The following is a 25038-nucleotide window of genomic DNA, read 5'->3' on the forward strand; positions in this document are numbered from 1 at the left end:
ATGCCAGACCTCGAAGCAATTGCGGCTCAGGTCGTGCTGCCCTTCGGTACGACGGCACGCAACGTGGTATCCGATGCCTTCAAACTTATTGTGCGCGAGGAGGACCGATTCGTCGAAAGCAAGATTGCCATCGAACGGCTTGAGTTCGCCTCATTCGCCGTCGGAGGTCTGGCTGCCGCGGCGCAACAGCCGGCCCAGGGCGCGGTGCGTTCGAGTTCCGAGGTGACGCTCCCCCTCGCCGACAGCACCGGCGCGACGGCCAGCGCCGGGCTGACGGTGACCCTCTACGGTCCCGGCGACGTGCGTGGCATCGACGCCGCGCAGATCGTCCGCCGCTACCCCGCGCCGGGCACGCTCACCGCCGAGGAAACCGTGCTCGCGCACGTCGAGTTCAACCGTCCCGAACTGCCGTGGGCGTTCTCGGCGGCGCCAGCGGCGGTTACGCTGCGGCCGTGGCTGACCCTGATCGTCGTGGAAAGGTCTGCGGTGCAATGGGAATCGGGGACCGGGCTACTTCCGGTATTGCGCGTCCCGGTGTCCGCGCTACCACCGCTCACCGCTGCGCACCTGTGGGCGCACTCCCAGACTGCAGTGTCGGAGAACGAGTCTCCGTTGCCGGTGCGGATGTCACCCGAATTCGCCGCGGTGAACCTGTCCCGGCTGGTCTCGCCACTGGTTCTACGCCAGGACACCGACTACGTCGCCGCGGTCGTCCCCACTACCGATGTCGGAGCGCGCGGCGGATTGGGCCTCACCGGTGGCACCCTCGACCCGGCGTGGACGTCGGCCTCCGCGGACCCGGTCCGCCTTCCCGTCTACGACCGGTGGGAGTTCCGCACCGGTCCCGACGGTGACTTCACCACCCTCGCCCTGCGGCTGACCGGTGTCGTCGCACCCTACGAGGTGGGCAGGCGGTTCATCGACGTATCCGAGCCCGGCAAGCCGCTCGGGTCGCTGCCCGATGACGAAGTGGGCGCCAAGCAGGTGCTCCGTTGCGCCCTCTATTCGCCGTCCCCGCCGACGACACCCGAGCAGTCCACCGCCGAGACCGCGGTCTGGCCCGAGTCGATGATCGAGGACCTTCGCACCCAGTTGGACCTGCCCGCCCAGATCGAGGGCACCCAAGAACGCACCGGGGGCATACCCGATCTGCCGATCGTGGGCCCGCGGATCTACGCCAAGTTGCACCGCGGGAGTGCGGTCATCACCGGCGAAGACTGGTTCTCCGAGCTCAACCTCACCCCGACCAACCGCATCGTGGCCGGACTGGGCACCCGTGTGGTGCAACGCGATCAGGAACAACTCATGCAGGCTGCATGGGCACAACTCGGCGAGGTGGAGAAGGCCAACCGGGCCATCCGGCTGGCGCAACTGTCCGAACTTCTCGCTCAGCGCATGCACCGCCGGATAACCGATCTGCAGCAAGGCCGGCTCCTGCAGATCGCTGCCCCGCTGGCGGCCCGTGTCTCGATTTCGGCGAACCGCACGCTGGCCCTCGACATTGCCGAGAGTGCGACGCCCACTGCGGCGGTTTCGGGTGCGTTCCGCCGTTCGACGCGTCCGGACGGCCCGGTACTGCGGCGGGCCGGCGCGACGACCCGCCGACGGGCCGGGGAGTTGGTCGGCACCGATGCCGTCATGAAGGATTTCACCAGGGTGTACCGGAATCCCGACGGCGTCGGTGGGCTGAGCACCGCGGCCATCGCGTCTCTCGATGCCTCGCTGGTGGCCGCCGCCATCGCCGTTCCGATCGGAGGCGTACCGAATGCGCTCTCGGTGGCCAACGCGACGATGGCGGGCGGCCTCGCCAGCCTGCTCACCGACCCGGGGCAATGGGCCGATCCCCGGCAGGACTTCGACCTGGGTGCCATGGTGGTCGAGCAGTGGGGCGAGCGTGTTCGGCGGGAAGCGCCGATACCCGCACTCGCGGCGGTTCGCGCGCAACGGGTCGGCCCGCTGGCCGCGGAATTGGCGAAATCGGGTGCCGCAGCCCGGGCCGGCCTGCGCGAGCGGTTCGAAAGCCAGGCGGTCACGTTCAACAACACGCTCGTCGACCGCGTCGGCGGCGTCAGGGGGCTCGGCGGCGTCGGGGCCCTTGGGGGTGTCGTGGACCGGGTCGGCGGTGTCGCCAACCCGGTTGGCGGGATCGCCCGCGACGGTGCCGTGCTGCGCGGCGTCGCGATCGGCGCCGGAGTGCGCCGCCTCCCCGGTGCCGGTGGGCGACTCGCCGTAGCGGGCGCGGGCCGGCTGCCCGGCCGGATCCGTGGCCTCAACCAGCTCAATCCCGCTCTGCTGCAACGCGTCACCAACCAGAGCCCGGCAGACGCCCGGGCGACGGCGCTCACCCGGCTGGCCGAACTGGCCGAAGTGCGGGCAACCCCGGTTCTCGACCGTATCGACGCCTTCCCGATCACGGCGCTGCGTGCCGAGATGGCGGTATTCGCCGATCCCGGCGGGGTGCTCGGCATCGACAAGGTCCCGCGCCGCGACACTCTGACGATCGACACCCTGACCCAGCGACTCGACCCCGCACACACCGTGCGGGCCGCCCTCAACGGCCGGCTCCGGCTGTCCCACGACCTCGCCCCCGCTTGGTTCGCGAAGCCGGTGATCACCCCGATCATGGCTGCACCGCGGTTCAACCGGCCGATGTATCAGGCACTCAACGACTACGACCGCGACTGGCTGGTACCCGGTCTCGGCCTGCTGCCCGCCGAGGATTTCGTCACCGTCCTGGAGTCCAACAGCGTCTTCATGGAATCGTTCCTGGTCGGCCTGTCCGACGAGATGGGCCGCGAGCTGCTCTGGCGCAACTACCCGACCGACCAGCGCGGAACGTACTTCCGGAGGTTCTGGGACGCGCAGGACGACGAGCTGACCCAGCCCGTCCACGCTTTTTCCCGGACCCCGTTGTCCCGGCACATATCAGCGGGCGGTTCCGGGGGCAGCGAACCGCGCGCGGTGATCGTCGTCAAGAGCGAGCTGGTCCGCCGGTTCCCAGACCTGATCATCCAGGCGGTGCGCAACCCCGGCCCCGTCAACGCCCCTGACTTCGATCAGGGCGGTGCCGTCGCGGAGCAGCTGTTCGCCGCCCACCTGGAACCCGATATCGCCCTGGTCGGGGTCAACCTCGCGATCGACGAGTTGGACCGGCCCGAGTGGTGGATCCTGATCGCCGAACACCCGACCGCAACACGCTTCGACCGTCCGATCGATGCCGATATCGGCGCCGCAGACCTGATCGACGGAAAGTTCCTGACGGTCCCGTCGGCCTCCGATTCGGCTGCCTTCGCCAAGGCCCGCCTGCATGATCCGGTGCGGGTGGCTTTCCAAGCGACCGATCTGATCAAGAGAGGTGAATGAGCTGTGCCCGTCGACACGCCCCACGATCTGCTTGCCGCACGCGCCACCGTTGCCGGGCTTGCCGGACAGCGTGAGCGTCTGGTCGCCACCCCGATGGACCGCGCCCGCCGACGCGACCTCGCCCGCATCGACCTCGAACTCGCCGGCCGGATCGGCGGTCTCGCCGGACTCATCGACCCGTGCGACGCGTCGCCCGACGTCCCGCTGGTGCTGCTGCCGGTTCGGGTGCAGACCAAGATGAAGCCCGGGACGTCGACCTTGCGCGTCCGCATCACCCCCGACGAGGTTCACGTCGACAGCCTGCTGCGTTCGGTGACCGAAGCCGAGGCCGCCGCCGGCCGTGCCTACTGGGCCGTGCGGTGGGACGACGACGAGTCACCTACCGCCTGGGCCGATCTCGTCACCGCCACCGGGGCCCGGCGCGCGCCGTGGATCGCCCACGTCACCACCCCGACCAATCCCGCTGAACGCGGGGCGGGCGCACCCGTCTTCCCGGACGCGCCGATCGAGATCGCCCGGGGGACCGTCGCCCGCTGTCTGCCCGACCACTTCGTCGTCCGCGTCTTCCCGCAGGGGCGGGAACCGATCACCGTGGTCGGCAACCCGATCTCCCGCGACATCTCGATCGCACCGATCGCGCTCGGCGACGACGAGATCGTGGACGCCGGTGCCCTCAAGGTGCCTGCCGGATCGGAGTGGACGGTCGACTTCGCCCATGCCCTGGCCGGCGGTCTCGGCGTGGAAGTCGATCTCCCGCAGGGCACCTCCGTGATCGACCGGGTGGTGGTGGTGGGCACCCGCCGGTCGGTCTCCGAGGAGCAGAACGCGGCCGACTTCACCGCCTTGCTCACCAGTCACCGCTACACGGACGGCTTCTCGCTGCGCGCCGCCGGCACTCCCACCAACAACGCCGAGACCGACCGCTCGCCCTACCGTCCCGACGCCACCGGCGGGCCGCCCCCGCTGGTACCGCCCGACCCGTCGGCAGACGCCCGCAACGCCGGCCGGCTGCTCGGTGTGGACCCGGCTGCCATCGAGAACCTGCTCGACACCGACACCGCACGTTCGACACTGGACGCTGCCCAGCAGGCCGCGAACACCGCCCTGTGGTTCGCGACCTGGGGTCCGGTGCTCGACGACGTCGATGAGGCCAGCCCCGCGGTGACCCCGGCGAATCTCGAGTCCGCCCGCCGGGTGCACCGCGACCACCTCCGGGCCGCCGGGCACGCGCCGGTCGTGCGTATCGGGGCGCAGCCCTACGGTGTGCTCCCGGTGACCGATCTGTCGGCATGGACGCCGCGCGGCGGGGAACTCACCGCGCGCCTGGTGCCGATCATCGAGCGGACCCTCCAACGATGGGTGACCCGGTCTCGTACGCTCCCCCACATCGGGCCCGGCGACGAGATCGGCGACGCCGAGCTTCTCGACATGCTCGGGACCAGCCCCACCTCCATCGGGGTACGGGTTCGGCCCGCGGTCGACGGCAACCACATGCAGCCCTGCGGCGCCGCGGTCGGGGTGGATCCTGCCCGCGTACAGGCCGAGCTCCAGATCACCCGGGCGATGCTCGCCCAATACTCGGCGAAAGCGGCCGAATGGTACAAGCCGCCGTCACTCAACAGGGAAAGTCGCACGGTCGCAATGCCTCTCGTGTCCGCGCACGATCCCGAGGTGATCGCCGAGATCCTGGCCGGCGGCAGCCCCAAGGTGGACAGCGTGCTTCAGGCGCTGCTCGACATCGCCTGGGACAGCGCCAAGGCCATCGGCTTCCGGTCCGCCCCCGATGCCTACGTGCCGCCGCTGCTGGAGTTGCTGGCCACCCAGCCGGACATCGCGGCGCTGGTGCAAGCCGCCACCGCCCCGGGCAACAGCGGCGCTGCCGAACCGGACCGGGCCTTCGCGGCCGCCCGAAATCTGCGCTCGGTGGTGCACTTCGCCGGCCAGCCGACCGAGCCGATCAGCCTGGCGGCCATCGAACCAGTCACCGAAACCCGCACCTCGCTGGCGCAGGTGGCCCTGGACCTCGGCGATACCGCCGAGGCGCGCTGGATCGGACAGAACGCGATCGCGGGCCTGCTCGATGCGTTCGCGACGCGCGGCGAGGTGAGCACGGCGATGACCGCGCTGGGCGCGATCCCGCTCGACGAACGTCGCATCGCCGTGGCATCCGCACTTGACGTGGCATCGCACCGGGTGGATGCATGGGCGACGGCGCTGGCGGCGTCGCGGATCCCCGTCCAGGCCGAGCCCGCCATGACCATCGGTGCCTTCGGCTACGTCGAAAACATCCGGCTCGGGCTGCGCGGCCGGGAGCCGGCCGGCTGGTTGCACGCCCCGAGCAGTTCGCACGCCGTCGCCGCAGGCATGCTGGCCAGCGCGAAGCGATCCAACATCGGCGCCAAGGACGGGCACCAGCCCTTTGCGATCGACCTCTCCAGCCGGCGCGGCACCGAACTGCGGCGCGTACTTGAGGGAGTCAAGGCCGGACAGTCGATCGGCGCGCTCCTCGGCTATCAGATCGAGCGCGCCCTCGTCGGATCGGCCGCCCGGTTCCAGCTCAGCCTGCGCGAGCTGGCGCCCCTGAACACCGACGAACTCAACAACGACCTGGCCGAGGCGGACCGCAGCACCCGGGTCGCCGCCGCGGACGTCGTCGACGGAGTCGAGCTGCTGCGCCGGTTCCCGCCGGACAATCTCGCGGAACTGAGGGCCGCGCTCGCAGCGCAACCGGTCAACGCCTACATCCCCGACGGCAGTTGGGCCGCAATCACCGGCGCGGAGTGGGATGCCGTGGAATCCGCGCTGCGGGGCGCATCGACCACCCTCGACGCGGTGGCCGATGCGCTGCTCAGTGAATCGGTCATGCAATACGTGAGCGGTAACCCGGCGCGGGCGGCGGCTGCGCTCGATGCGTTGGCGGCGGGCGGTTCGGTCGACCCGGACCTCGCCGTGCTGGGAGTTCGGCAGCCGGGCCGCACCCTCACCCACGCAGTGTTCGCCGCCATCGGAGTCGAGGCCGTCGGCTGGTCGACCACCCGCCCGCGCGCGATTGCCGAACCCCGGCTCGAGGCGTGGGCGGCGCGGCGCCTCGGTGACCCCGCCGCCATCATCGTGACCGATGCCCCGGGGGCGCGACACACCCTGGCCGAAGCCGGATTCGCAGCGCTCGATCTCGTGTTGTGCGACAACCTCGACACCCTCGACCGCGATCTGCGGGTCGCCATTGCCGGCATGGGTGAGAGCCCGCTGGCCGAGAGCCCGGCCGAGGACTGGCCCGCCGGATCGACCTCGATCATCGCGGCGGTGACGCTCGCCTCGACGCTGCGCACCATCGCGGCGGGCGGAAAACCGTTGGGCCCCGGTGACCTCGTGCGGTCCGGCGGTGCTGCCCAGCGGACCGTCGACGTCGACGAGCTGTTGCACCGCTGCGATGCCCTGCTCGATGCGCTGGCCGAGGTACTCACCGCCGGCGAGCCGGCGGTCGCCCTGATCGACCCGGAAACGTATGCGATCGACGAGGCCGACGTCGGCGCCGTGGCCGATGCGGTGGCCGGTCTCGCGGCGTTCGGTGTACCGCTGGTACCGGACCTCACGGTCCCCACGAATGCCGGATGGGCTTGGGGCGCATGGCATGCCGCTGCCGCCCGATGGGAAAGCGCCCGCGCGGTGGTCGATGCCATCCGGGCCCCGCATGACCCACCCCGGACGGCGGAGGAAATCCTCGACGCAGCCACCAGCGTCGCCGAGGGCATCCTCGGCGACGGGTTCCGGATGCTTCCCCTGCTCGAAGCCGTAGTAGGCCCTGATGATTTCGTCGAGGCGCTGACCGCACCGGTGTTCCCGCAGCCCGCCCCCGCGCAGATCGGTGCATTCATCCGCGACCACGCCACGGTCCGCGCCGGTGTCGGCCGGGTGTCGGAGGCCCAACTGCTCGGCCGTGCGCTCGGGCACCCGATCGCGCTCACCGTGGCGCAGCTGACCGAACGCAACGGCGCGGTGGCGGCCCCCGGTACCGATCTGTGGCTGGCCGGGCCGCGGCCCGACGACGCACCCTGGCCCTCACACAGCGCAACCCATATGGTTGTCGAACTCGTCTCCCCCACCGCAGATTACGGCGGCCGATTCGCCGGTCTGAGTTTCGACGGGTGGGTCGAAACACTGCCGTTCCAACCGGACGCACGGGCATTCGCCGAGGGCGCCGACCCGGACAACCCGCTGCGGGCGGCCCGTGCGACGACGGGACTCGCGGTACACGCGAACCAGGCCTCCGCTCGGGCGCCGCAGGTATTCATCTCCGCGGTATCACCCGACGGACGGCGCTGGACAACCGACACGGTGGTGCAGGCGGTGCTGTCCACAGTCGACATCGCCAAGGCCCGCCTGGTCACCCTGGAGAAGGTGCCCGGGGATGCGGCCATCCTGCCCGCGATCTACGTGGCGAGCCCTTGGTTGCAACCGCGCAAGGGTTTCGCCTTCGCCGAACTGGCCGCGGTCAAGTGGACCGCATCCGCCGCTCCCTTCCTCTCGGAGGTGAAATGATGGTCGAGATCGAGCCCGTTTCGTTGGTCACGGCCGTCGTCAATCCCCGCCTGGCGGCGCTTGCCGCGCAACTGCATCTGCTGGACCCGCCTGCCCTGGTCCGGTTGGAGCCCGACTCCACCACCGGCGATCCCGCCCCCGGCTCCGAAGCCCGCCTGGCCGACCCGGCATGGCTGCTCGGCAGGCAGTGGCAGTTCGGCGAACTCGTCGGCGAGGACGCCGGATCGGCTGTGGCGGTAGAGGTTTCCTCACGGGCGCTGCCCATCACGGCCTGGGCGCCGCTGGACGACAGTACCGTCGGGCTGGACGGTGTTCAGTGGCGACCATGGTATGCGGGGTCGATTCTCGAGGAACTCGTGCAGGACGTGCCCGAACTGGTCCTCGGTTCGGGACTGCGCCAGCGCGCTGAAGCCGGCGCGCAACTTGTCGAGCTGCTCAGCGACGCCGGCGAACCGGACCTCGCCGCGGCACTTGCCGCCCGGTATCCGCTGTCTCTCGCCGAGGACCCGGAGTCCCCCGAGCAGCCGGTTCTCGGCGAGTCCGATGACGACCGGAAGGCGCGGCTGGCCAAGATCGCTGCGCGTGACGCGCTCGATCCACAGGCCAAACGGCTGCTCCGGGTGCTGGGCGGGGCCTATCCGGATGGCCGGGCCATTGCCACCGATCTGGCAGCCGGGGATCCGTCGTGGCTGGCCGACGCCGGTGACGCCGACGCCGTGCGCACCGTGCTGGGCGGCTGGCTCACCTGGCTCACCGGCGCCGCCGACTCCGGCGGGGCATGGTCGACCGAGCGACTCGAGTACCGTTTCGCGCTGCGCTTCGGCGACGGTGCCGACGCCGTCTGCGTCCGGGGCACCCAGTTCGGTGCCGCGGAGGTGCGTTGGAGTGACCTCGAATGGCTTGATGCCGCAGCCGCCGACACACCCGACGGTGCCCCCTCCGGGGCGCCCGTCGAAACGACAGCGGCCATGCTGGCGACGCCGCTGCGCTTTCCCGGCATGCCCGCGGACCGCTACTGGCAACTGGAGGACGGCAAGGTGGACCTCGCCGCGATCGAGGCTCAGGACACGGATCTGGCGCGGCTGTGTCTCGCCGAGTTCGCCATGTCCACAGGTGACGACTGGCTCGGTGTACCCGTGGACGGCCTGTTGGGTGCGATCAATCAGGTCGTCACAGTGCGGCTGACAGACGATTTCGGGGACACCGTCGAACTGCCGGAACTGTCCGATCCCGAGTTCACCATGTTCCGGGTGTCGACGGCCGGGGGCCGCGCACTGCCCGGCGTGGTGCTGCCACCCGTGGCGGCGGGCAGCCTGGTGGGCGAGGCCGTCGAGGAGGTGCTGTTCCTGCGCGACGAGATGGCGAACATGGCGTGGGCCATCGAGCGCACGGTGCAGGGCCGCAGCGGAGATCCACGTTCCCGGGCGAGCGAACCGCGGCCCGAGCCGGACCCGTGGCCGGAGCATCTCAGCCCGGAAGAACGGGTGTACCGGTTACAGACCGCGATCCCTGCGCACTGGATTCCGCTCGTGCCGATCGCCCCGCAGCCCGGACAGCTGGCCCTGCGCAAGGGGGCCCTGCTGCGCGATGACGTACCGGTCGAGGCGGTCGGCGTGACCCTGGCCCCCACACCGTTGACGTTTCCGGGCGAGGAACTGCCGCGCGAGGGGGTGCACCTGCGCGCGGTGCCGGTGCTGGCCCGTCGAGCCGACGGCACGTACGCAAGATGGGCCGCGTACCGGGTCCGGACCGGTCGCGGCGAGGCTTCGAGCAGGCTCGCGTGGGATTCCGCGCTCGCCATCGGCGACATGCACCGACCGGCACCGTGAGCACCGCCACCGGCCAGGTGAATGGTCAGCTCGCCTTCCGGTGGTTCGGTCCCCCACGGCTGCGCATCCGGGTTCCCGATTCACGCAGCATGCTGTGGACCGATCCGTACGATCGTCCGGTTTCGGCCACCAGCGACCTGATACTCGCACCGCGTTCGTACGCGCTGCGCAGGTCGGTCAGGAGCTGTTCACGAGACTTGTTCGTTTCCTTCATCGACATCTCCCCACTTCGCGATGCAGTGGTGCGCATACCCAGACGGTGAAGGACACAAACAGTCCGGGCGGGAACGCCCGAATTGCCTTGCGAACAGCGCTATGCCAGTTCGATGAGATCCCGGTACTCGGTGGACCAGAAGTCCTCGGTCCCGTCCGGCAGCAGCACCACGCGCTGCGGGTCCAGGGCCTCGGCGGCGCCCGGGTCGTGGGTCACCAGCACCACCGCGCCCTGGTAACTGCGCAGGGCATCGAGCACCTGCTCACGCGAGGCCGGGTCCAGGTTGTTGGTCGGCTCGTCGAGCAGCAACACGTTGGCGGTGGACGCGACCAGACCGGCCAGCGCCAACCGGGTCTTCTCACCACCGGACAGTGTGCCCGCTGGCTGTTCGAGCTGTGGACCGGTGAACATGAACGCGCCCAACAGACCTCGCAGATCCTGCTCCCCGGTGTCCGGGGCGGCATGGCGGATGTTCTCCCAGACCGACGCCTCGTTGTCGAGGGTGTCGTGTTCCTGCGCGAAGTACCCGATCTTGCATCCGTGCCCGGGCTCGATGGTGCCCGCGTCGGCGGATTCGGTACCGGCCAGCAGTCGCAGCAGGGTGGTCTTACCGGCGCCGTTGAGTCCCAGGACCACCACGCGTGATCCGCGGTCGATGGCCAGGTCCACTCCGGTGAAGATCTCCAGCGAGCCGTAGGTCTTGGTCAGGCCGTTGGCCACCAGCGGCGTCTTCCCGCAGGGCGCCGGGGTCGGGAACTTGATCCGGGCCACCTTGTCGGCCACCCGTTCGGCGTCGAGCTCGGCGATCATCCGTTCAGCACGGCGCAACATGTTCTGGGCGGCAACGGCTTTGGTGGCCTTGGCACCCATCTTCGCCGCCTGCGCACGCAGTGCGCCGGCCTTCTTCTCGGCGTTGGCACGTTCGCGGCGGCGCCGCTGTTCGTCGGTGGCGCGGGCGTCCAGGTACTTCTGCCACCCCATGTTGTAGACGTCGGCCTCACCACGCACCGCGTCCAGGAACCACACCCGGTTCACCACATCGGCCAGCAGGTCCACATCGTGGCTGATCACCACGAGACCGCCGGTGTGGTTCTGCAGAAATCCTCGCAGCCAGCCGATGGAGTCGGCATCGAGGTGGTTGGTCGGCTCGTCGAGCAGCAGCGTGGTTGCCGACCCCGAACCAGTGTCCGAGGCCGCGAACAGGATCCGGGCCAGCTCCACCCGCCGGCGCTGGCCACCGGACAGGGTGCGCAACTGCTGGGTCAGCACCCGGTCGGGCAACCCCAGACTCGCGCAGATCCGGCCGGCCTCGCTCTCGGCGGCGTAACCGCCGAGCGCGGAGAATCGCTCCTCCAGTTGCCCGTAGCGGCGGACCGCCTTGTCCCGGGCGTCGTCGTCGGCCACCTCGGCCATCAGCGTCTGTTGCTTCTCCAGGTCCGCCAGCAGGGTGTCCAGGCCGCGCGCGGAAAGCACCCGGTCGCGGGCCAGGACATCGAGATCCCCCTCCCGCGGGTCCTGCGGCAGGTAGCCGATCTCACCGGTGGACTCCACCGACCCGGCGTAGGGCTCGCCCTCCCCGGCCAGGATCCGCATCGTGGTGGTCTTGCCTGCGCCGTTGCGGCCGACCAGGCCGATCCGGTCGCCGGGCTGGATCCGCAGCGCCGCACCCTCGATGGACAGCAGTGTGCGCGCCCCGGCGCGGACCTCCAGGTCCGTTGCGGTGATCACGCAACTACCTCCTCATGTCTGTTAACTACTTGTCGTCGGTGAAGGCCGGGGGCCGCTGCTGTGCGCGCGCAGCAACCGCTTCCTCGAAATTGGCGGTGAGTAGACGCACGTAGAGCTGGCCCAGGCCCTCAGCCTGCATGTGACCTTCCAGGCTACCGGCGTCTAGTCCACTCCAAAGAGTGCGCTTGGTCAATTCGATTCCCGGCCGGGAGAAGGCCGCGATGCCGCGCGCCATCTCCAGACAGCGCGACAACAGCTCGTCCTCGGGGGTCACGCTGGACACCAGGCCGATGCGTTCAGCCTCGGCGGCGGCGACGTCGCGGCCGGTGAGCATGATCTCGAAGGCCCGCGACGCGCCGATCGCGCGGGGCAGCAGATAGGACAGACCCAATTCGCTGGCGGTCAGGCCGTTGTTGATGCCGGCGGCGCGGAAGTAGGCGCCGGCCGCGGCGACCCTGATATCGCAGGCCAGGGCCAGGCACAGGCCCCCGCCGATCGCCGCGCCGTTGACCGCGGCGATCACCGGTTGATGCAGCCGACGCAGCCCCAGGATGACGTCGTCGAGCACCTCCATGGAGCGCAGCGCGAACGACGGGCGGGTGAGGCCGTCGACGTGCGGCACCGATCCGGCCGACTTGTGGTCCGCCCCGGACGAGAAGCCGCGGCCGGCCCCTGTGAGGATCACCACCCGCACCGAGTTGTCGTGGTGCAGGTCGGCGATCACCGAGCGCAGCGGAACCATGACGTCGAACGCCATCGAGTTCATCCGCTCGGGACGGTTCAGGGTGACCAACGCCACGCCGGGCTCCGGATGGTCGACGAGGACGTAGTCGCTGGGCTCAGTCACGAGGTGCACGCTATCGCGTGCCGTCGGCCCCGCGTCAGTTCTGCTGCGACGCGATGGCCGCGTCGATGTCGAACTCCTTGATCTTGGTGATCAGTTCCTCGAGCTGGGCCGGTCCGAGCGCACCGGACTGCCGGAACACCTGGTGGCCCTTCTTGAAGGCCATCAGGGTGGGGATCGCCTGGATCTCGGCGGCCTGGGCCAGCTCGGGCTCGGCCTCGGTGTCGACCTTGGCGTGCACGACGTCGGGATGCTTGTCCGCAGACGCACCGAACGTCGGGGCGAAGGCGCGGCAAGGACCGCACCACGATGCCCAGAAGTCGACGAGGACGATGTCGTTCTCGTCGACGATCGCCTTGAACTCTGCTGCGGTGATGTCCTGTGTAGTCACGCTCTTTCCTAACGTCCGGGCGATACTGCCAATTCCCAGTATTGCCCGAACAGGTCAGACCGTAACGGTGTCCAGCGAATAGACCTTGACCCAGTCCACCTTCATCTGGGACTGGAACGGCTGATCGGCCGGCGGGTTGCCGGTCCAGTTGTTACCGACGGCGATATTGAGGATCAGGTAGTGGTCGTAGACCCCCGAGAACGGTGTCCAGTCGCCACCGACAGCCTCCCATTCCTGCTGGGTGACCTGCGCGACCTCGACACCGTCGATGTGCCAGACGATGCGGTCGGCGTGCCAGTCCATCCCGAACTCGTGGAAATTGTTGGACAGATCCTCGCCGAGATCGGCGCCGATGCCCTGCATCTTGATCTCCACGTCCTCGTTCCAGGCGGCACCGCCGTGCAGATTGCCGACCCAGGTGCGCCTGGACTCCTCGGTACCGTGACCGGCCACCTCGGCGATGTCGATCTCACCCTGGCTGGGAAAGTCGAACTCGTCGCCGGGTTTGAGGCCGAGCGTCCAGAACGCCGGCACCGTGCCCTTGTCGGTGGGCATCTGGATGCGGGCCACCACCCGCTGGCCGACGGAGATCGTCTGCTTGCCGTAGGTGACCATGCGCGATGACGTGTAGTTGTACGGGGCGGAGGCACCGTCCGGCGGTGTCTCGCGCCGGGCCTCGATCACGAGGTTGCCGTCGGCATCGATGTAGTCGTTGTCGCCGTCGGTGTAGTACTGCTTGTCTCCGGCCGAGGCCCCCCAGCGTCCGGTGTGATAGGTCCAGTACCGCGCGGCTTCTTCCTCGCTGTCGAAGTTGGTTTCCCAGATCAGCGGGAGTTGCCCCGGATTGCCCGGATTGCCGGGTCCGCCCGGATTGGATCCCGGTGAGCCGTATATGTTGCGCCGTGCGGTGAACCAGAACACCTCGAACTGAGACGGCACGGCAATGGGCAGCAGCCGGGCGAACTGTCCGGGGACCGGCAGGCCGAGCCGCAGACCGACGACATTGAGCAGGTCGACGATGACGGTGCCGACGACGACTCGTCCGTTGACCAGCGCGCCCGAACCGGGGATCGCCGGTGCGCCGGCTGTTGCGGTCAGGGCGGCCGCGGCGGGCAGCGCGTCGGCGGCCGCCACCGTCCTCGTCGACGGTGCGGACACTGTCGTCGCGGTCCGCTCGTCGGCGTCGTCGCGGACCGACTTCGCCGGCGTCGGGGCTGGCTCCCCTGTCTCGCCCGGGCGCCCCGAAGAGCTTGCAGCCGAAGGCTTCTCGTTGGCCTCAGCGGTGTCGGTGCCGGTATCGGGGGTCGACGTCGTCTCGTCGACCGGTTCGCCGGGGTCGACGGTATCCCGGGCGACCGGCCCGGCCGAACGGACGGTGCGCACAGCCTTCCGGTTCAGGCCCGGACGACTCGCGGCGGAGGCGGTTCGGCCCGAGCCGGTGGCCGACTCGCGGTCGGGGCGTTCGCCGGCGATGGACGAAGTGCCCGAACTCGTCGATGCGCCACCACCCTCGCTGCCTGCCGCGGGCGCGGCGGCCGCCGTGCCCGCCGAAAGTGACAGCGCCAGACCGACTCCGAGGGCGCCCAAACCTCCGGTGATCCAGTAGCGCAGCCCGTACGGCAGGCCGGTGGATGCCGGGGCCTGCGGACAACGTGGCTCCAGCAGAGCGTCGTACGGCGTCGCAACCGCGCTCGCTCCGCGTCGGCCCGATGGGTCGCGCCTCATTGACTGTTCCTCCGATTCGCCGTGACAGCCGGCGGCCCGCCGAGCGCCCTCGACTGATCCCTGCCCGACCGGGTCGGCCCACGATAACGGAACGGCCGCGGAATGTGGGGGCTACCAATCGGGTTCGGGAGTGACGGACACGACACACCGGACGGCACCGCGAATCAGTCCGCCGACAGGGAGTAGACCCGCACCCAATCCACCTTCATCTGCTGCGGCGGGAACTGCGCGGACGGATCCGGATCGCCGGTCCAGTCGTGGCCGACGGCGACGTTGAGAATCAGGTAGTGCGGCCACGCCCCGGAGAACGGTGTCCAGTCACCGCCGAGCGCCTCGTACTGAGCCCTGGTGACCTGACCGGTCTGCACGCCGTCGATATGCCACACGATCCGGTCGGTGTACCAGTCGATTCCATACTCGTGGAAGCCCTGTGACAGGTCCGTACCGGTATCGCCGCCGATGTTGTGCAGTTTGACGTCCACGGTGTTGTTGGTCGCCGCGGGACCGTGCACGTTGCCGGTCCAGTGCGACGCACCTTCGGCGGTACCGAACCCCGGGTACTCGATGATGTCCACCTCGCCCTGGCGCGGCCAGTCGAATTCATGGCCGGGCTCCAGACCCACCATCCAGAACGCAGGCAACAGGCCCTTCGAATAGGGCAGTTGCATGCGGGCCACGATGCGACTGTTCGGTTCGACGGTCTGCTTTCCGTGCGTCACCATGCGGGCCGACGTGTAGTTGTTGGGCGCGGCGGCATTGTCCGGCGTGCGCTCACGGCGCACCGTGATGATCAGGTGTCCGTCCGCATCGACGGTCACATTGGAGAAATCCGCGGTGTAATACTGGTTTTCGCCGGCAACCTGCCCCCACCGACCGCGCTGCAGGGACCACGCCTGCATCGCCTCGGACACCGAGGTGAAGTTGGTCTCCCACAGCAGCACCGGTTCCGAAGACCCCGCCCCCGGGTCCAGCGGCGGATCACCGGGCGCTGCACCGCTTCCCGGTTTGGGCAGTCCCAGAAGTCTGGCCCGGACGTCGGCCCACCAGTTCCGAACCGCCCTGGGCAGCGCCAAGCTGACGCGCAACGGCTTGAACCCGATGCGCGCCATGACGTGGCTGACGAAGCTTCGGATCGTCGGGGGTTTGGCGACCGCCGTGGTGACGGTGGCCGCGGATGCGACCGTCGCCTCGGCGTCCTGGCGGTCCGGGAACGGGGCCAGATCCTGCACTGCATCAACGCTTTCCGGGCGGGAACTGTCCCGATCGGCGCGGGCCGGGCGGGTATCTGCGCCGGGGCGGCGACGGTCGTACGGCCGGTCCGGCGAGGTTTTCACGACCAATCCGCCGGTGCTGGTCACTGCATTGTCCGGTGGCGTGGGGATATCCCCTTCGGGGACCGCCAACGTGACGGTGCGCGGTGCGTCGATACCGGACTCGGCTTCGGGAATGTCGCGCTGCGTCTTCGCACCGGGGCGGATCGCCGGCCCGGATCGAGCATCGACACGACCCTGGAATGCCCTGCGCGGACCGAGGTTCGGTCGGGATCGGGCCCCGGATGGTGCGGCCGAGGCAGTGCCGGCGGGAGATGCCGCCGATCCTGCCGATGCTCCCGAACTCGCTGCGGCCGAACCGGTCCCACCGTCGGCCGACGCCGTCGCCGATCCCTGTCCGGCCGCGACCGCGGCGCCGAGTCCCGCCGCCAGCACGCCGGCACGCAGCCAGATGCGAAGTACGGTCTCTCCCTGATCGATCATGTCCACGACCCTCGATTCGTCTACCCACAGCGGAGGTATGCGGGAGGGTGTGACCAACGCACAGCGCAAACTCAACTTGTCACACAACAGACCGCGAACGGTATCGACAGCCCCGGTTCTAGGTGACTGTCGTGCTGGAACATGTGGTGCCACTACACATTTGGATCGAAACTTGCGGCGGCAAGCCGTCGCACATCAGACATTAACCGAGGCGCCCGGAACTCACAGGGCAAATTCAGAAAATTGTTTTTTGAATACAATCAATGGCGGCGAAATGAATTCCATGAGCCGATTGAATTCAAATTCCGACCCCCGCCGGTACGTAGACACGGTTGCGTAGCTATGGATACGTAGCTATGTTGGCGGCATGCGCAGACCCGTGGATCAGCTCAGGGGGGACTGCCGGGCAGCCGTCCTGGCCGAAGTGGCGGTCACCGGGCTCGCCAGGCTGACGGTCGAGGGCATCGCCCGCCGCGCGGCGGCCGCCAAGACATCGATCTACCGGCATTGGGCGTCGCCGGATGCTCTGCTGATCGACGCACTCGCCACCGCGTACCCGCGCGAGGAGATTACCGTCGAGGGCGGACAGCTTCGCACCGATCTGCTCCGGTCGCTCGAACAGTTGACGCGGTGGCTATCCGGTCCGGCCGCCCCCGCGGTCGCCGCGATTCTCGCCGAGCGCCGCCGTCGGCCCGACCTAGTGGACGCGCTGTACCGCGAAGTCTTCGACATCCACGGCAGCCGCTTCACCCAGACCGTGATCGAGCATTATGCGGCCTGCGGCGAGATAGACCCCCGGCGCGTCACCCCGGTCGTCTGCGATATCGGTGAGGCGTTGGTGATCAAGCACCAGATCGACACCGGGGACCTTCCCGGCGACATCGCGCTCGCGGCGATCGTCGACCAGGCGATCCTGCCGGCACTCGGCTTCCCGACCATGTTGGAAGGAGATACGTGAACATCGACATCGAGATCGATTGGCAGAACACCACCCGGCTGTCACAGACGACCCTGACCACACACGTGTGGACGGCTCCCCCGCTGCGCCGGGGTTCACCGATCCACACCCGCGCCTTCGGGGCGTTGCGCGACCTGCAGGCCGATCTGGTCCGTTTCCTGCCCTGGTTCTCCCACCCCAGATTGTCTGTGGCACAACTGGATCCACCGACCGCCGACGCAACGCACTGGGACTTCAGGCTGTTGGATCCATTCGTCGAGGACGTCATGGCGGCCGCCGATAGCAGACCGGTGGTGGCCAACTTCGCCACCATTCCCGCCTGGATGTTCACCGACTGGGTGTCCGTGCCCGAGGATCCGGACACCATCGTCTGGGACTACGAGCGGGGCACCGAGTTGCGAGACCCGACGATGGCCGAGGTGGCCGACTATTTCCACCGGGTCGCCAGTTGGTATATCGCCGGCGGATTCACCGACGAGTTGGGCCAGTGGCATGAATCGGGGCATCGCTACCGCTTCGCCTACTGGGAGGTGTTGTGCGAACCAGATATGCGCGGAATGTCGCCGCAGACCTACACCGCGCTGTACGACGCCGTGGTCAGCCGGCTGCGTCCGCTGGATCCGGACATGAAGTTCGTCGGGTTGTCGTTGACCCACATGCACCGGAATCCCGAGTACTTCTGGACGTTCCTGGATCCTGCCAACCACCTGGACGGCGAAGCGCCCGATGCCATGTCCTACCACTTCTATGCACATCCCGAGATCGTGGATCCGCTCCGCCCCGAACCCAACGCACCGGAAAGCCACTGGCGTGACATCTATTTCGCGCAGGCCGACGGGTTCCTCGACCAGGTCCGGCTAATCGATTCGATCCGCCGCCGGATCGCGCCCGATACCAAGACGTTCATCAACGAATTGGGTACCTTCCCGGCCGACCTGATGAATCCCGAGCCCGTCATCTCCGACGAGTACTGGGCGCTGAGCGCGGCGGTGCAGTCCTACCTGTGGGCGCGGTTGGTCGAACTCGGAATCGACGTCGTCGGCATCGCAGAGTTCATGGACTATCCCGGCATGATCCCCGGAGTCAGCCTCATCGACTGGGAGACGGGTGCACCCAACACCCGTTACGACGCCCTGGCATATCTGCTGCGCCACTTCGGGCCCGGGGACGTCCTGGTCGCGACGAGCGCCGGGCATCCCGGCCATCCGGACCCACGCGTCCACGCGCAAGGTTTCATCACGCGGGACGGGACCCGAAAGCTGTTGGTGATCAACAAGACCGGCGCCCCGATCGTGATCCGAGCGCCGGGACCGAATACCGCTCGGCTGGAGGCCTTCGAAGTACGGGTGCTACACCATGACTCGGTGTGATCAGACGGTGAAACCCAGCGCCCGCAACTGCTCGCGGCCGTCGTCGGTGATCTTGTCCGGGCCCCACGGCGGGTTCCACACCCAGTTGAGCTTGATGTCGTTGACCAGGCCGGCGCCCACCAGTGCGGTGCGCGTCTGGTCCTCGATGACATCGGTGAGCGGGCAGGCCGCCGAGGTCAGGGTCATGTCGATCAGCGCGACCGGGCCGCTCTCGCCCTCCTCGACGTTCAGCCCGTAGACCAGGCCGAGGTCGACGACGTTGATCCCGAGTTCGGGGTCCACCACGTCGCGCATCGCCTCTTCGACGTCGGCCAGGAATGCCTCGTCGGCCGGTGCCGCGGACTGGGTTCCTTCAGCAGCGTCACTCATCGTTTGTCCTCCATGTCATGGCTGGCCTCGGCCACTGCGGCCTTGAAAGCCGTCCAACCCAGTAGTGCACATTTCACCCGGGCGGGGTACTTCGATACGCCGGCGAAGGCGATCCCATCCCCGATCACCTCTTCGTCACCCTCCACGTTGCCGCGCGAGGAGATCATCTCGGTGAAGGCGGCGACGGTTTTCAGCGCGTCGCCGACGCTCTGCCCGATCACCTGATCGGTGAGCACCGAGGTGGCGGCCTGACTGATCGAACAGCCCTGGCCGTCGTAGGAGACGTCCGCCACCGTCTCGCCGTCCGCCGACAGCGCGACCCGCAGCGTCACCTCGTCCCCGCACGTCGGGTTGACGTGGTGCACCTCGGCGCCGAACGGTTCGCGCAACCCGCGGTGGTGCGGGTGCTTGTAGTGGTCCAGGATCACTTCCTGGTACATCTGTTCCAGTCTCATCAGATCAGCGCCCGAAGAACTCCACCGCGCGGTTCACCCCGGCCACCAACCGGTCCACCTCGTCGAGGGTGTTGTAGACCGCGAAGGAGGCGCGAGCGGTCGCGCTGATCCCGAAGCGCCGGTGCAGCGGCGCCGCGCAGTGATGGCCCACCCGGACCGCGACACCCTCATCGTCGAGCACCTGCCCCACATCGTGGGCATGCACACCGTCGAGCACGAAACTCACCGGTGAGGACCGCCGTTCCACGGTCTGCGGGCCGATGATCCGGACGCCGGGCACCTCGGACAGACCGGCCAGCGCGGCGGCGACCAACGTCTGCTCATGGGCCTGCACCGCCGGCATGCCGATCGCGCTCAGGTAGCGGGCCGCGGCGGCCAAGCCGACCACCTGCGATGTCATCGGGGTGCCCGCCTCGAACCGTTGCGGTGCGGGCGCGAAGGTGGTCTCCGCCATGGTCACGGTCTCGATCATGGATCCACCGGTGATGAACGGCGGCAACGCGTTCAGCAGTTCGCGACGTCCGTACAGTGCGCCGATCCCGGTCGGGCCCAGCATCTTGTGGCCGGAGAAGGCCGCGAAATCGACATCGAGTGCGTGGAAGTCGACCGGCTGATGCGGCACCGACTGGCAGGCGTCCAGCAGCGTCAGTGCGCCGACCGACTTGGCCCGTCGCACGATCTCCTCGACCGGTGCCAACGCCCCGGTGACGTTGGAATGGTGGGTGAACGCCACCACCTTCACCCGCTCGTCGAGCTGCAGTGAGTCCAGGTCGATGCGACCGTCGTCGGTGACCCCGTACCAGCGCAGGGTGGCACCGGTGCGCCGGGCCAGCTCCTGCCAGGGCACCAGGTTCGCGTGGTGCTCCAATTCGGTGGTGACGATGACGTCGCCGGGGCCCACGGCTCGATCGAACCGCCTGTCGCCCAGGGTGTATGCGACCAGGTTGATGGCCTCGGTGGCGTTCTTGGTGAATACCAGCTCGTCGTCATCGGCACCCACGAAGGCGGCGATGTCCGCGCGCCCCTGCTCGTAGGCGTCGGTGGATTCCTCCATCAACTGGTGCGCACCGCGGTGCACCGCACCGTTGGAGGTGGTCAGGAACGCCCGCTCGGCGTCCAGCACCGCCAACGGTTTCTGCGATGTCGCCCCGGAGTCCAGATATGCCAGTTGACACCCGCCGCGCATCACCCGGTTCAGGATGGGGAAGTCGGCCCGGATGCGGGCGATCCCCTCCAGATCCAGTGCTGCGGAACGGATATCGGACAGGGTCATATCTGGCGCTCCTTCTCTATGTGGTTGATGCGGCCTGGGTGAAGCGCTCGTAACCGTTCTCTTCGAGCTCGTCGGCCAGTTCGGGCCCACCGGACTCGATGACCCGGCCGTCGTAGAACACGTGCACGAACTGCGGGCGGATGTAGCGCAGGATCCGGGTGTAGTGCGTGATCAGCAGCAGACCGCCGTTCTCCGCCTCGGCGTACCGGTTGACGCCCTCACTGACGATGCGCAGCGCGTCGACGTCCAGACCGGAGTCGGTCTCGTCGAGGATGGCGATCTTCGGCTTCAGCAGCGACAGCTGCAGGATCTCGTGGCGCTTCTTCTCGCCGCCGGAGAAGCCCTCGTTGACGCTGCGCTCGCCGAAGGCGGCGTCGATCTCCAGATCGGCCATGGCGCCCTTGACCTCTTTGACCCAGTGCCGCAGCTTGGGCGCCTCGCCGCGCACGGCGGTGGCCGCGGTGCGCAGGAAGTTCGACATCGAGACCCCGGGCACCTCGACCGGGTACTGCATCGCCAGGAAGAGACCCGCTCGCGCGCGCTCGTCGATGCTCATCTCCAGCACGTCCTGGCCGTCCAGGGTGATCGATCCGGAGGTGACGGTGTACTTGGGGTGCCCGGCGATGGCGTAGGACAGTGTCGACTTGCCGGATCCGTTGGGGCCCATGACCGCGTGGGTCTCCCCCGACTTCACGGTGAGGTCGACACCCTTGAGGATGGGGATGTCGGCGCCGTCAGGCGTGACGACCGATGCGTGCAGATCCTTGATTTCCAGAGTGGTCATGGTTAGGAGGTTCTCGATTCCGTGATTGCTAGTTCTCGTTCAATGGCGTCGGTGAGGCGGTCCCGTACGGCGGGCACGGCGATCTTCGCGATGATCTCGTTGAAGAACCCGCGGACCACCAGCCGGCGGGCCTGGTCCTCAGGGATGCCGCGAGCACGCAGGTAGAACAGCTGCTCATCGTCGAAACGGCCGGTGGCACTGGCGTGCCCGGCGCCGAGGATCTCGCCGGTCTCGATCTCCAGGTTGGGCACCGAGTCGGCGCGGGCACCGTCGGTGAGCACCAGGTTGCGGTTCGCCTCGTAGGTGTCGGTGCCGGTGGCTTCGGCCCGGATCAGCACATCGCCGATCCAGACGGTGTGCGCATCGGGCTTGTCGGACGCCGGATCGCCCTGCAGGGCACCCTTGTAGAGCACGTCGGACTTGCAGTTGGGCACCGCGTGGTCGACGAGCAGCCGGGACTCGAAATGCTGGCCGTCGTCGGCGAAGTACGTGCCGAGCATCTTGGCGTCGCCGCCGGGCGCGGTGAACCGGACGGTGGCCGAGGTACGCACCACATCGCCGCCGAGCGTGACGTTGACGTGCCCGAGGGTGGCGTCCTTGCCGAGCTTGGCGTGGTGTGCGCTCACGTGCACGGTGTCGTCGGCCCAGTCCGCGATCCAGATGACCCCGAGACCGGCGGAGTCACCGACGATGATCTCGACGTTGTCGGCGTAGGTTCCACTGCCGCGCAGATCCACCACCACGATGGCGCGGGACAGTTCCGCGACCCGGATCTGCAGATGCCCGTAGGCGACGTTGCCCGCGCCGGGACCGTTGACGACGATCTCGATCGGCTCGGCCACCTCGGTGTCGCGGGCCACGGTCACCACGGTCGCTTGGGAGAAGGACGAGTACGCCTGGGCGGCAACACGATCGGTGGGCGCGCCGGCCTGGCCGAGCCGCTCGTCGTCCCGGCCGACGGTCTCGACCGTGACGCCGGGACGCTCGGTGACCTCGATGAGCGCGGAGCCCGTCGCCGCGGCGGATCCGTCGTGCAGACCGCGCAGCCGCTTCAGCGGGGTGAACCGCCACAGCTCGTCACGGCCGCCGGGCACCTCGAAGGCGTTGACATCGTAGGAGGCGAACAGTTCGCCCTTGTTCAGGTTGAGCACCGAGCCGGGCTTGGCGGCGCCCTCGGACGCCTGAGTGAGTTGCGAAGCCACTAACCCACGGCCCCTTCCATCTGCAGTTCGATGAGCCGGTTGAGCTCAAGCGCGTATTCCATCGGGAGTTCCTTGGCGATCGGCTCGACGAATCCGCGCACCACCATCGCCATCGCCTCGTCCTCGGTGAGGCCGCGGCTCATCAGGTAGAACAGCTGATCCTCGCTGACCTTGGACACGGTGGCCTCGTGGCCCATCGTGACGTCGTCCTCGCGGATGTCGACGTACGGGTAGGTGTCGCTGCGGCTGATCGTATCCACCAGCAGCGCATCGCATTTCACGCTGGACTTCGAGCCGTGCGCACCCTTGTTGACCTGGACCAGGCCGCGGTAGGAGGCGCGGCCACCGCCGCGGGCCACCGACTTGGACACGATGTTGCTCGAGGTGTGCGGCGCCAGGTGCAGCATCTTGGCACCGGTGTCCTGGTGCTGGCCCTCACCGGCGAACGCCACCGAGAGCACCTCGCCCTTGGCGTACTCACCGGTCATCCACACGGCCGGGTACTTCATGGTGACCTTGGAGCCGATGTTGCCGTCGACCCATTCCATGGTGGCGCCGGCCTCGGCGCGGGCCCGCTTGGTCACCAGGTTGTAGACATTGTTCGACCAGTTCTGGATGGTCGTATAGCGGCAACGGCCGCCGGGCTTCACGATGATCTCGACGACTGCGGAGTGCAGCGAGTCGGACTTGTAGATCGGCGCGGTGCAGCCTTCGACGTAGTGCACGTAGGCGCCCTCGTCGACGATGATCAGCGTGCGCTCGAACTGGCCCATGTTCTCGGTGTTGATCCGGAAGTACGCCTGCAGCGGGATGTCGACGTGCACGCCCGGCGGCACGTAGATGAACGAGCCACCCGACCACACCGCGGTGTTCAGCGCGGAGAACTTGTTGTCCCCGGCCGGGATGACGGTGCCGAAGTACTTGCGGAACAGCTCGGGGTGCTCCCGCAGACCCGAGTCGGTGTCCAGGAAGATGACGCCCTGGGCCTCCAGATCCTCGCGGATCGAGTGGTAGACGACCTCGGACTCGTACTGGGCGGCCACACCGGAGACCAGGCGCTGCTTCTCCGCCTCCGGGATGCCCAGCTTGTCGTAGGTGTTCTTGATGTCCGCGGGCAGGTCGTCCCAGCTGGCGGCCTGCTTCTCGCTGGAACGCACGAAGTACTTGATGTTGTCGAAGAAGATGCCGTCGAGGTCCGAACCCCAATTCGGCATCGGCTTCTTGTCGAAGGTGCGCAGCGCCTTGAGCCGGATGTCGAGCATCCACTCGGGCTCGCTCTTCTTGGCCGAGATGTCGCGGACGACGGCCTCGTTCAGGCCACGCTGGGCGCTGGCGCCGGCGACATCGGAGTCCGACCAGCCGTAGCCATACTTGCCCAGGGACGCAATGGTCTCTTCCTGGGTCAGCGGGGTCTCCGGGGTGAGGGTCATCGCGACACTCCTTGTGTGGTGGTGGATTCGGCGCGGGCTGCGGGCCGAACGGTGGTGGGCTTGCCCGGCTCGGCCGGGTTGACGCCCAGTGGAACGTGGGTGGTGCAGGCGAAGTCGCCGTTGACGATGGTGGCGAGCCGCTGGACGTGGGTGCCCAGGATTTCGACGAACGCTTCTTGTTCAGCGTCGCAGAGCTCGGGAAATTCCTCGGCGACGTGTGATACCGGACAGTGATGCTGGCAGATCTGCACGCCGGGCAGCGGACCGGCCACCGGTGCGGTGGTGGTCGCGTACCCGGCATCGGTCAGCGCGGCGGCCACCCGGTCCGCGGTCTGTTCGACCGCCCGGGCCTCCGCCCCGGCGCCTTCCACTTGGGGAACCCCGGCCAGGATGGAGTCGATGCGGCGCCGCGCGAACGTGCGCACCGCGTCGTCCCCGCCGATCTCGCGGAGCTGGCGCATCGCGGCGACCGCCAGATCGTCGTAGGCGTGGGACAGTTTCGCCCGGCCGGCGGCGGTCAGCCGGTACCGCTTGGCGGGACGGCCCCGGCCGTTGTGCTGCCAGGCCGCCGCGGCACTGGCCTCGGCGTCCCCGGCGTCTATCAAAGCGTCCAGATGCCGGCGCACGCCCGCGGCCGAGATACCGAGACGCTGGCCGATGTCCCCGGCGGTGACCGGGCCCTCCAGCAGCAGCTGCACGATGGCACTGCGGGTGTGACCTTCGGCGGGCACAGCAGAAGCGAGCGCGGCGGTCGCCGCGCCCGAAGCCTCCGAGCCGAATTTCACAACACCATTGTGACGGAATTCGTTC

Annotated in this window: 18 protein-coding genes; 5 read left to right on the top strand and 13 right to left on the bottom strand. The window is 68.5% G+C overall.

Annotated features, from left to right (window positions below):
* Genes V4U86_RS14650 through V4U86_RS14660 form a run of 3 tightly spaced genes read left to right on the top strand, consistent with a single transcriptional unit; the run spans position 1 to position 9731 of the window.
* Positions 1-3363: a hypothetical protein gene (locus tag V4U86_RS14650; RefSeq protein ID WP_395306710.1), complete on the top strand. Its 3363-nt coding sequence runs from the start codon at positions 1-3 to the stop codon at positions 3361-3363.
* A gap of 3 nt (positions 3364-3366) precedes the next feature.
* Positions 3367-7902, top strand: coding sequence for a hypothetical protein (locus V4U86_RS14655; protein ID WP_395306711.1), 4536 nt, complete (start codon positions 3367-3369; stop codon positions 7900-7902).
* Entirely contained in the window at positions 7902-9731 is a 1830-nt protein-coding gene (locus V4U86_RS14660; RefSeq protein WP_395306712.1) for a hypothetical protein, read from the top strand. The genes V4U86_RS14655 and V4U86_RS14660 overlap by 1 nt, the downstream gene beginning before the upstream one ends.
* Before the next feature lie 25 nt (positions 9732-9756).
* On the opposite strand, the gene V4U86_RS14665 is transcribed toward V4U86_RS14660, so the two are convergent.
* From V4U86_RS14665 to V4U86_RS14690, 6 genes are all read right to left on the bottom strand, one after another.
* Positions 9757-9945, bottom strand: a complete 189-nt coding sequence (locus V4U86_RS14665; RefSeq protein WP_395312051.1) for a helix-turn-helix domain-containing protein — start codon at positions 9943-9945, stop codon at positions 9757-9759.
* 99 nt (positions 9946-10044) lie between these two features.
* The gene (locus V4U86_RS14670) at positions 10045-11673 is read right to left on the bottom strand and encodes an ABC-F family ATP-binding cassette domain-containing protein (protein WP_395306713.1); all 1629 of its coding nucleotides are present in this window, start codon (positions 11671-11673) and stop codon (positions 10045-10047) included.
* A gap of 25 nt (positions 11674-11698) precedes the next feature.
* Positions 11699-12529: an enoyl-CoA hydratase gene (locus V4U86_RS14675; RefSeq protein WP_395306714.1), complete on the bottom strand. Its 831-nt coding sequence runs from the start codon at positions 12527-12529 to the stop codon at positions 11699-11701.
* Between the two features lie 25 nt (positions 12530-12554).
* Positions 12555-12908 carry a thioredoxin gene (trxA, locus tag V4U86_RS14680; protein WP_395306715.1) on the bottom strand — a complete coding sequence of 118 codons (354 nt, stop codon included), beginning with the start codon at positions 12906-12908 and terminating at the stop codon, positions 12555-12557.
* Positions 12909-12962: 54 nt separating this feature from the next.
* Positions 12963-14633, bottom strand: coding sequence for a glycoside hydrolase family 16 protein (locus V4U86_RS14685; protein ID WP_395306716.1), 1671 nt, complete (start codon positions 14631-14633; stop codon positions 12963-12965).
* Positions 14634-14797: 164 nt separating this feature from the next.
* Complete coding sequence (locus V4U86_RS14690; protein ID WP_395306717.1) at positions 14798-16387, bottom strand: glycoside hydrolase family 16 protein; 1590 nt, start codon at positions 16385-16387, stop codon at positions 14798-14800.
* Between the two features lie 367 nt (positions 16388-16754).
* Here V4U86_RS14690 and V4U86_RS14695 point away from each other — a divergent pair, with 367 nt between their 5' ends.
* Positions 16755-17345 carry a TetR/AcrR family transcriptional regulator gene (locus tag V4U86_RS14695; protein WP_395306718.1) on the top strand — a complete coding sequence of 197 codons (591 nt, stop codon included), beginning with the start codon at positions 16755-16757 and terminating at the stop codon, positions 17343-17345.
* Positions 17342-18715, top strand: a complete 1374-nt coding sequence (locus V4U86_RS14700; RefSeq protein WP_395306719.1) for a hypothetical protein — start codon at positions 17342-17344, stop codon at positions 18713-18715. The genes V4U86_RS14695 and V4U86_RS14700 overlap by 4 nt, the downstream gene beginning before the upstream one ends.
* Here the strand turns inward: V4U86_RS14700 and V4U86_RS14705 are convergent, their stop codons facing one another.
* Genes V4U86_RS14705 through V4U86_RS14735 form a run of 7 tightly spaced genes read right to left on the bottom strand, consistent with a single transcriptional unit; the run spans position 18716 to position 25013 of the window.
* Positions 18716-19084, bottom strand: a complete 369-nt coding sequence (locus tag V4U86_RS14705) for a metal-sulfur cluster assembly factor (RefSeq protein WP_395306720.1) — start codon at positions 19082-19084, stop codon at positions 18716-18718. It lies immediately after the preceding gene.
* Positions 19081-19539: a Fe-S cluster assembly sulfur transfer protein SufU gene (gene sufU / locus V4U86_RS14710; RefSeq protein ID WP_395306721.1), complete on the bottom strand. Its 459-nt coding sequence runs from the start codon at positions 19537-19539 to the stop codon at positions 19081-19083. The genes V4U86_RS14705 and sufU overlap by 4 nt, the downstream gene beginning before the upstream one ends.
* A gap of 4 nt (positions 19540-19543) precedes the next feature.
* Positions 19544-20812, bottom strand: coding sequence for a cysteine desulfurase (locus tag V4U86_RS14715; RefSeq protein ID WP_395306722.1), 1269 nt, complete (start codon positions 20810-20812; stop codon positions 19544-19546).
* 16 nt (positions 20813-20828) lie between these two features.
* Positions 20829-21596: a Fe-S cluster assembly ATPase SufC gene (sufC, locus tag V4U86_RS14720; RefSeq protein ID WP_395306723.1), complete on the bottom strand. Its 768-nt coding sequence runs from the start codon at positions 21594-21596 to the stop codon at positions 20829-20831.
* Between the two features lie 2 nt (positions 21597-21598).
* Positions 21599-22798: a Fe-S cluster assembly protein SufD gene (sufD, locus tag V4U86_RS14725; protein ID WP_395306724.1), complete on the bottom strand. Its 1200-nt coding sequence runs from the start codon at positions 22796-22798 to the stop codon at positions 21599-21601.
* Positions 22798-24228: a Fe-S cluster assembly protein SufB gene (gene sufB / locus V4U86_RS14730; RefSeq protein ID WP_395306725.1), complete on the bottom strand. Its 1431-nt coding sequence runs from the start codon at positions 24226-24228 to the stop codon at positions 22798-22800. Before sufB ends, sufD begins: the two co-directional genes overlap by 1 nt.
* Positions 24225-25013, bottom strand: coding sequence for a helix-turn-helix transcriptional regulator (locus V4U86_RS14735; protein ID WP_395306726.1), 789 nt, complete (start codon positions 25011-25013; stop codon positions 24225-24227). Before V4U86_RS14735 ends, sufB begins: the two co-directional genes overlap by 4 nt.
* Positions 25014-25038: the final 25 nt, after the last annotated feature.

Origin of the sequence: Mycobacterium sp. AMU20-3851 (genome assembly GCF_043974665.1) — a bacterium.
Taxonomy (GTDB): domain Bacteria; phylum Actinomycetota; class Actinomycetes; order Mycobacteriales; family Mycobacteriaceae; genus Mycobacterium.

Coding starts and splice junctions, on each gene's coding strand:
- V4U86_RS14705 (WP_395306720.1), bottom strand. CDS start 19,084: ATGAGTGACGCTGCTGAAGGAACCCAGTCCGCGGCACCGGCCGACGAG.
- sufC (WP_395306723.1), bottom strand. CDS start 21,596: ATGACCACTCTGGAAATCAAGGATCTGCACGCATCGGTCGTCACGCCT.
- sufU (WP_395306721.1), bottom strand. CDS start 19,539: ATGAGACTGGAACAGATGTACCAGGAAGTGATCCTGGACCACTACAAG.
- V4U86_RS14685 (WP_395306716.1), bottom strand. CDS start 14,633: ATGAGGCGCGACCCATCGGGCCGACGCGGAGCGAGCGCGGTTGCGACG.
- V4U86_RS14690 (WP_395306717.1), bottom strand. CDS start 16,387: ATGATCGATCAGGGAGAGACCGTACTTCGCATCTGGCTGCGTGCCGGC.
- V4U86_RS14650 (WP_395306710.1), top strand. CDS start 1: ATGCCAGACCTCGAAGCAATTGCGGCTCAGGTCGTGCTGCCCTTCGGT.
- V4U86_RS14715 (WP_395306722.1), bottom strand. CDS start 20,812: ATGACCCTGTCCGATATCCGTTCCGCAGCACTGGATCTGGAGGGGATC.
- V4U86_RS14660 (WP_395306712.1), top strand. CDS start 7,902: ATGGTCGAGATCGAGCCCGTTTCGTTGGTCACGGCCGTCGTCAATCCC.
- sufB (WP_395306725.1), bottom strand. CDS start 24,228: ATGACCCTCACCCCGGAGACCCCGCTGACCCAGGAAGAGACCATTGCG.
- V4U86_RS14695 (WP_395306718.1), top strand. CDS start 16,755: ATGCGCAGACCCGTGGATCAGCTCAGGGGGGACTGCCGGGCAGCCGTC.
- V4U86_RS14665 (WP_395312051.1), bottom strand. CDS start 9,945: ATGAAGGAAACGAACAAGTCTCGTGAACAGCTCCTGACCGACCTGCGC.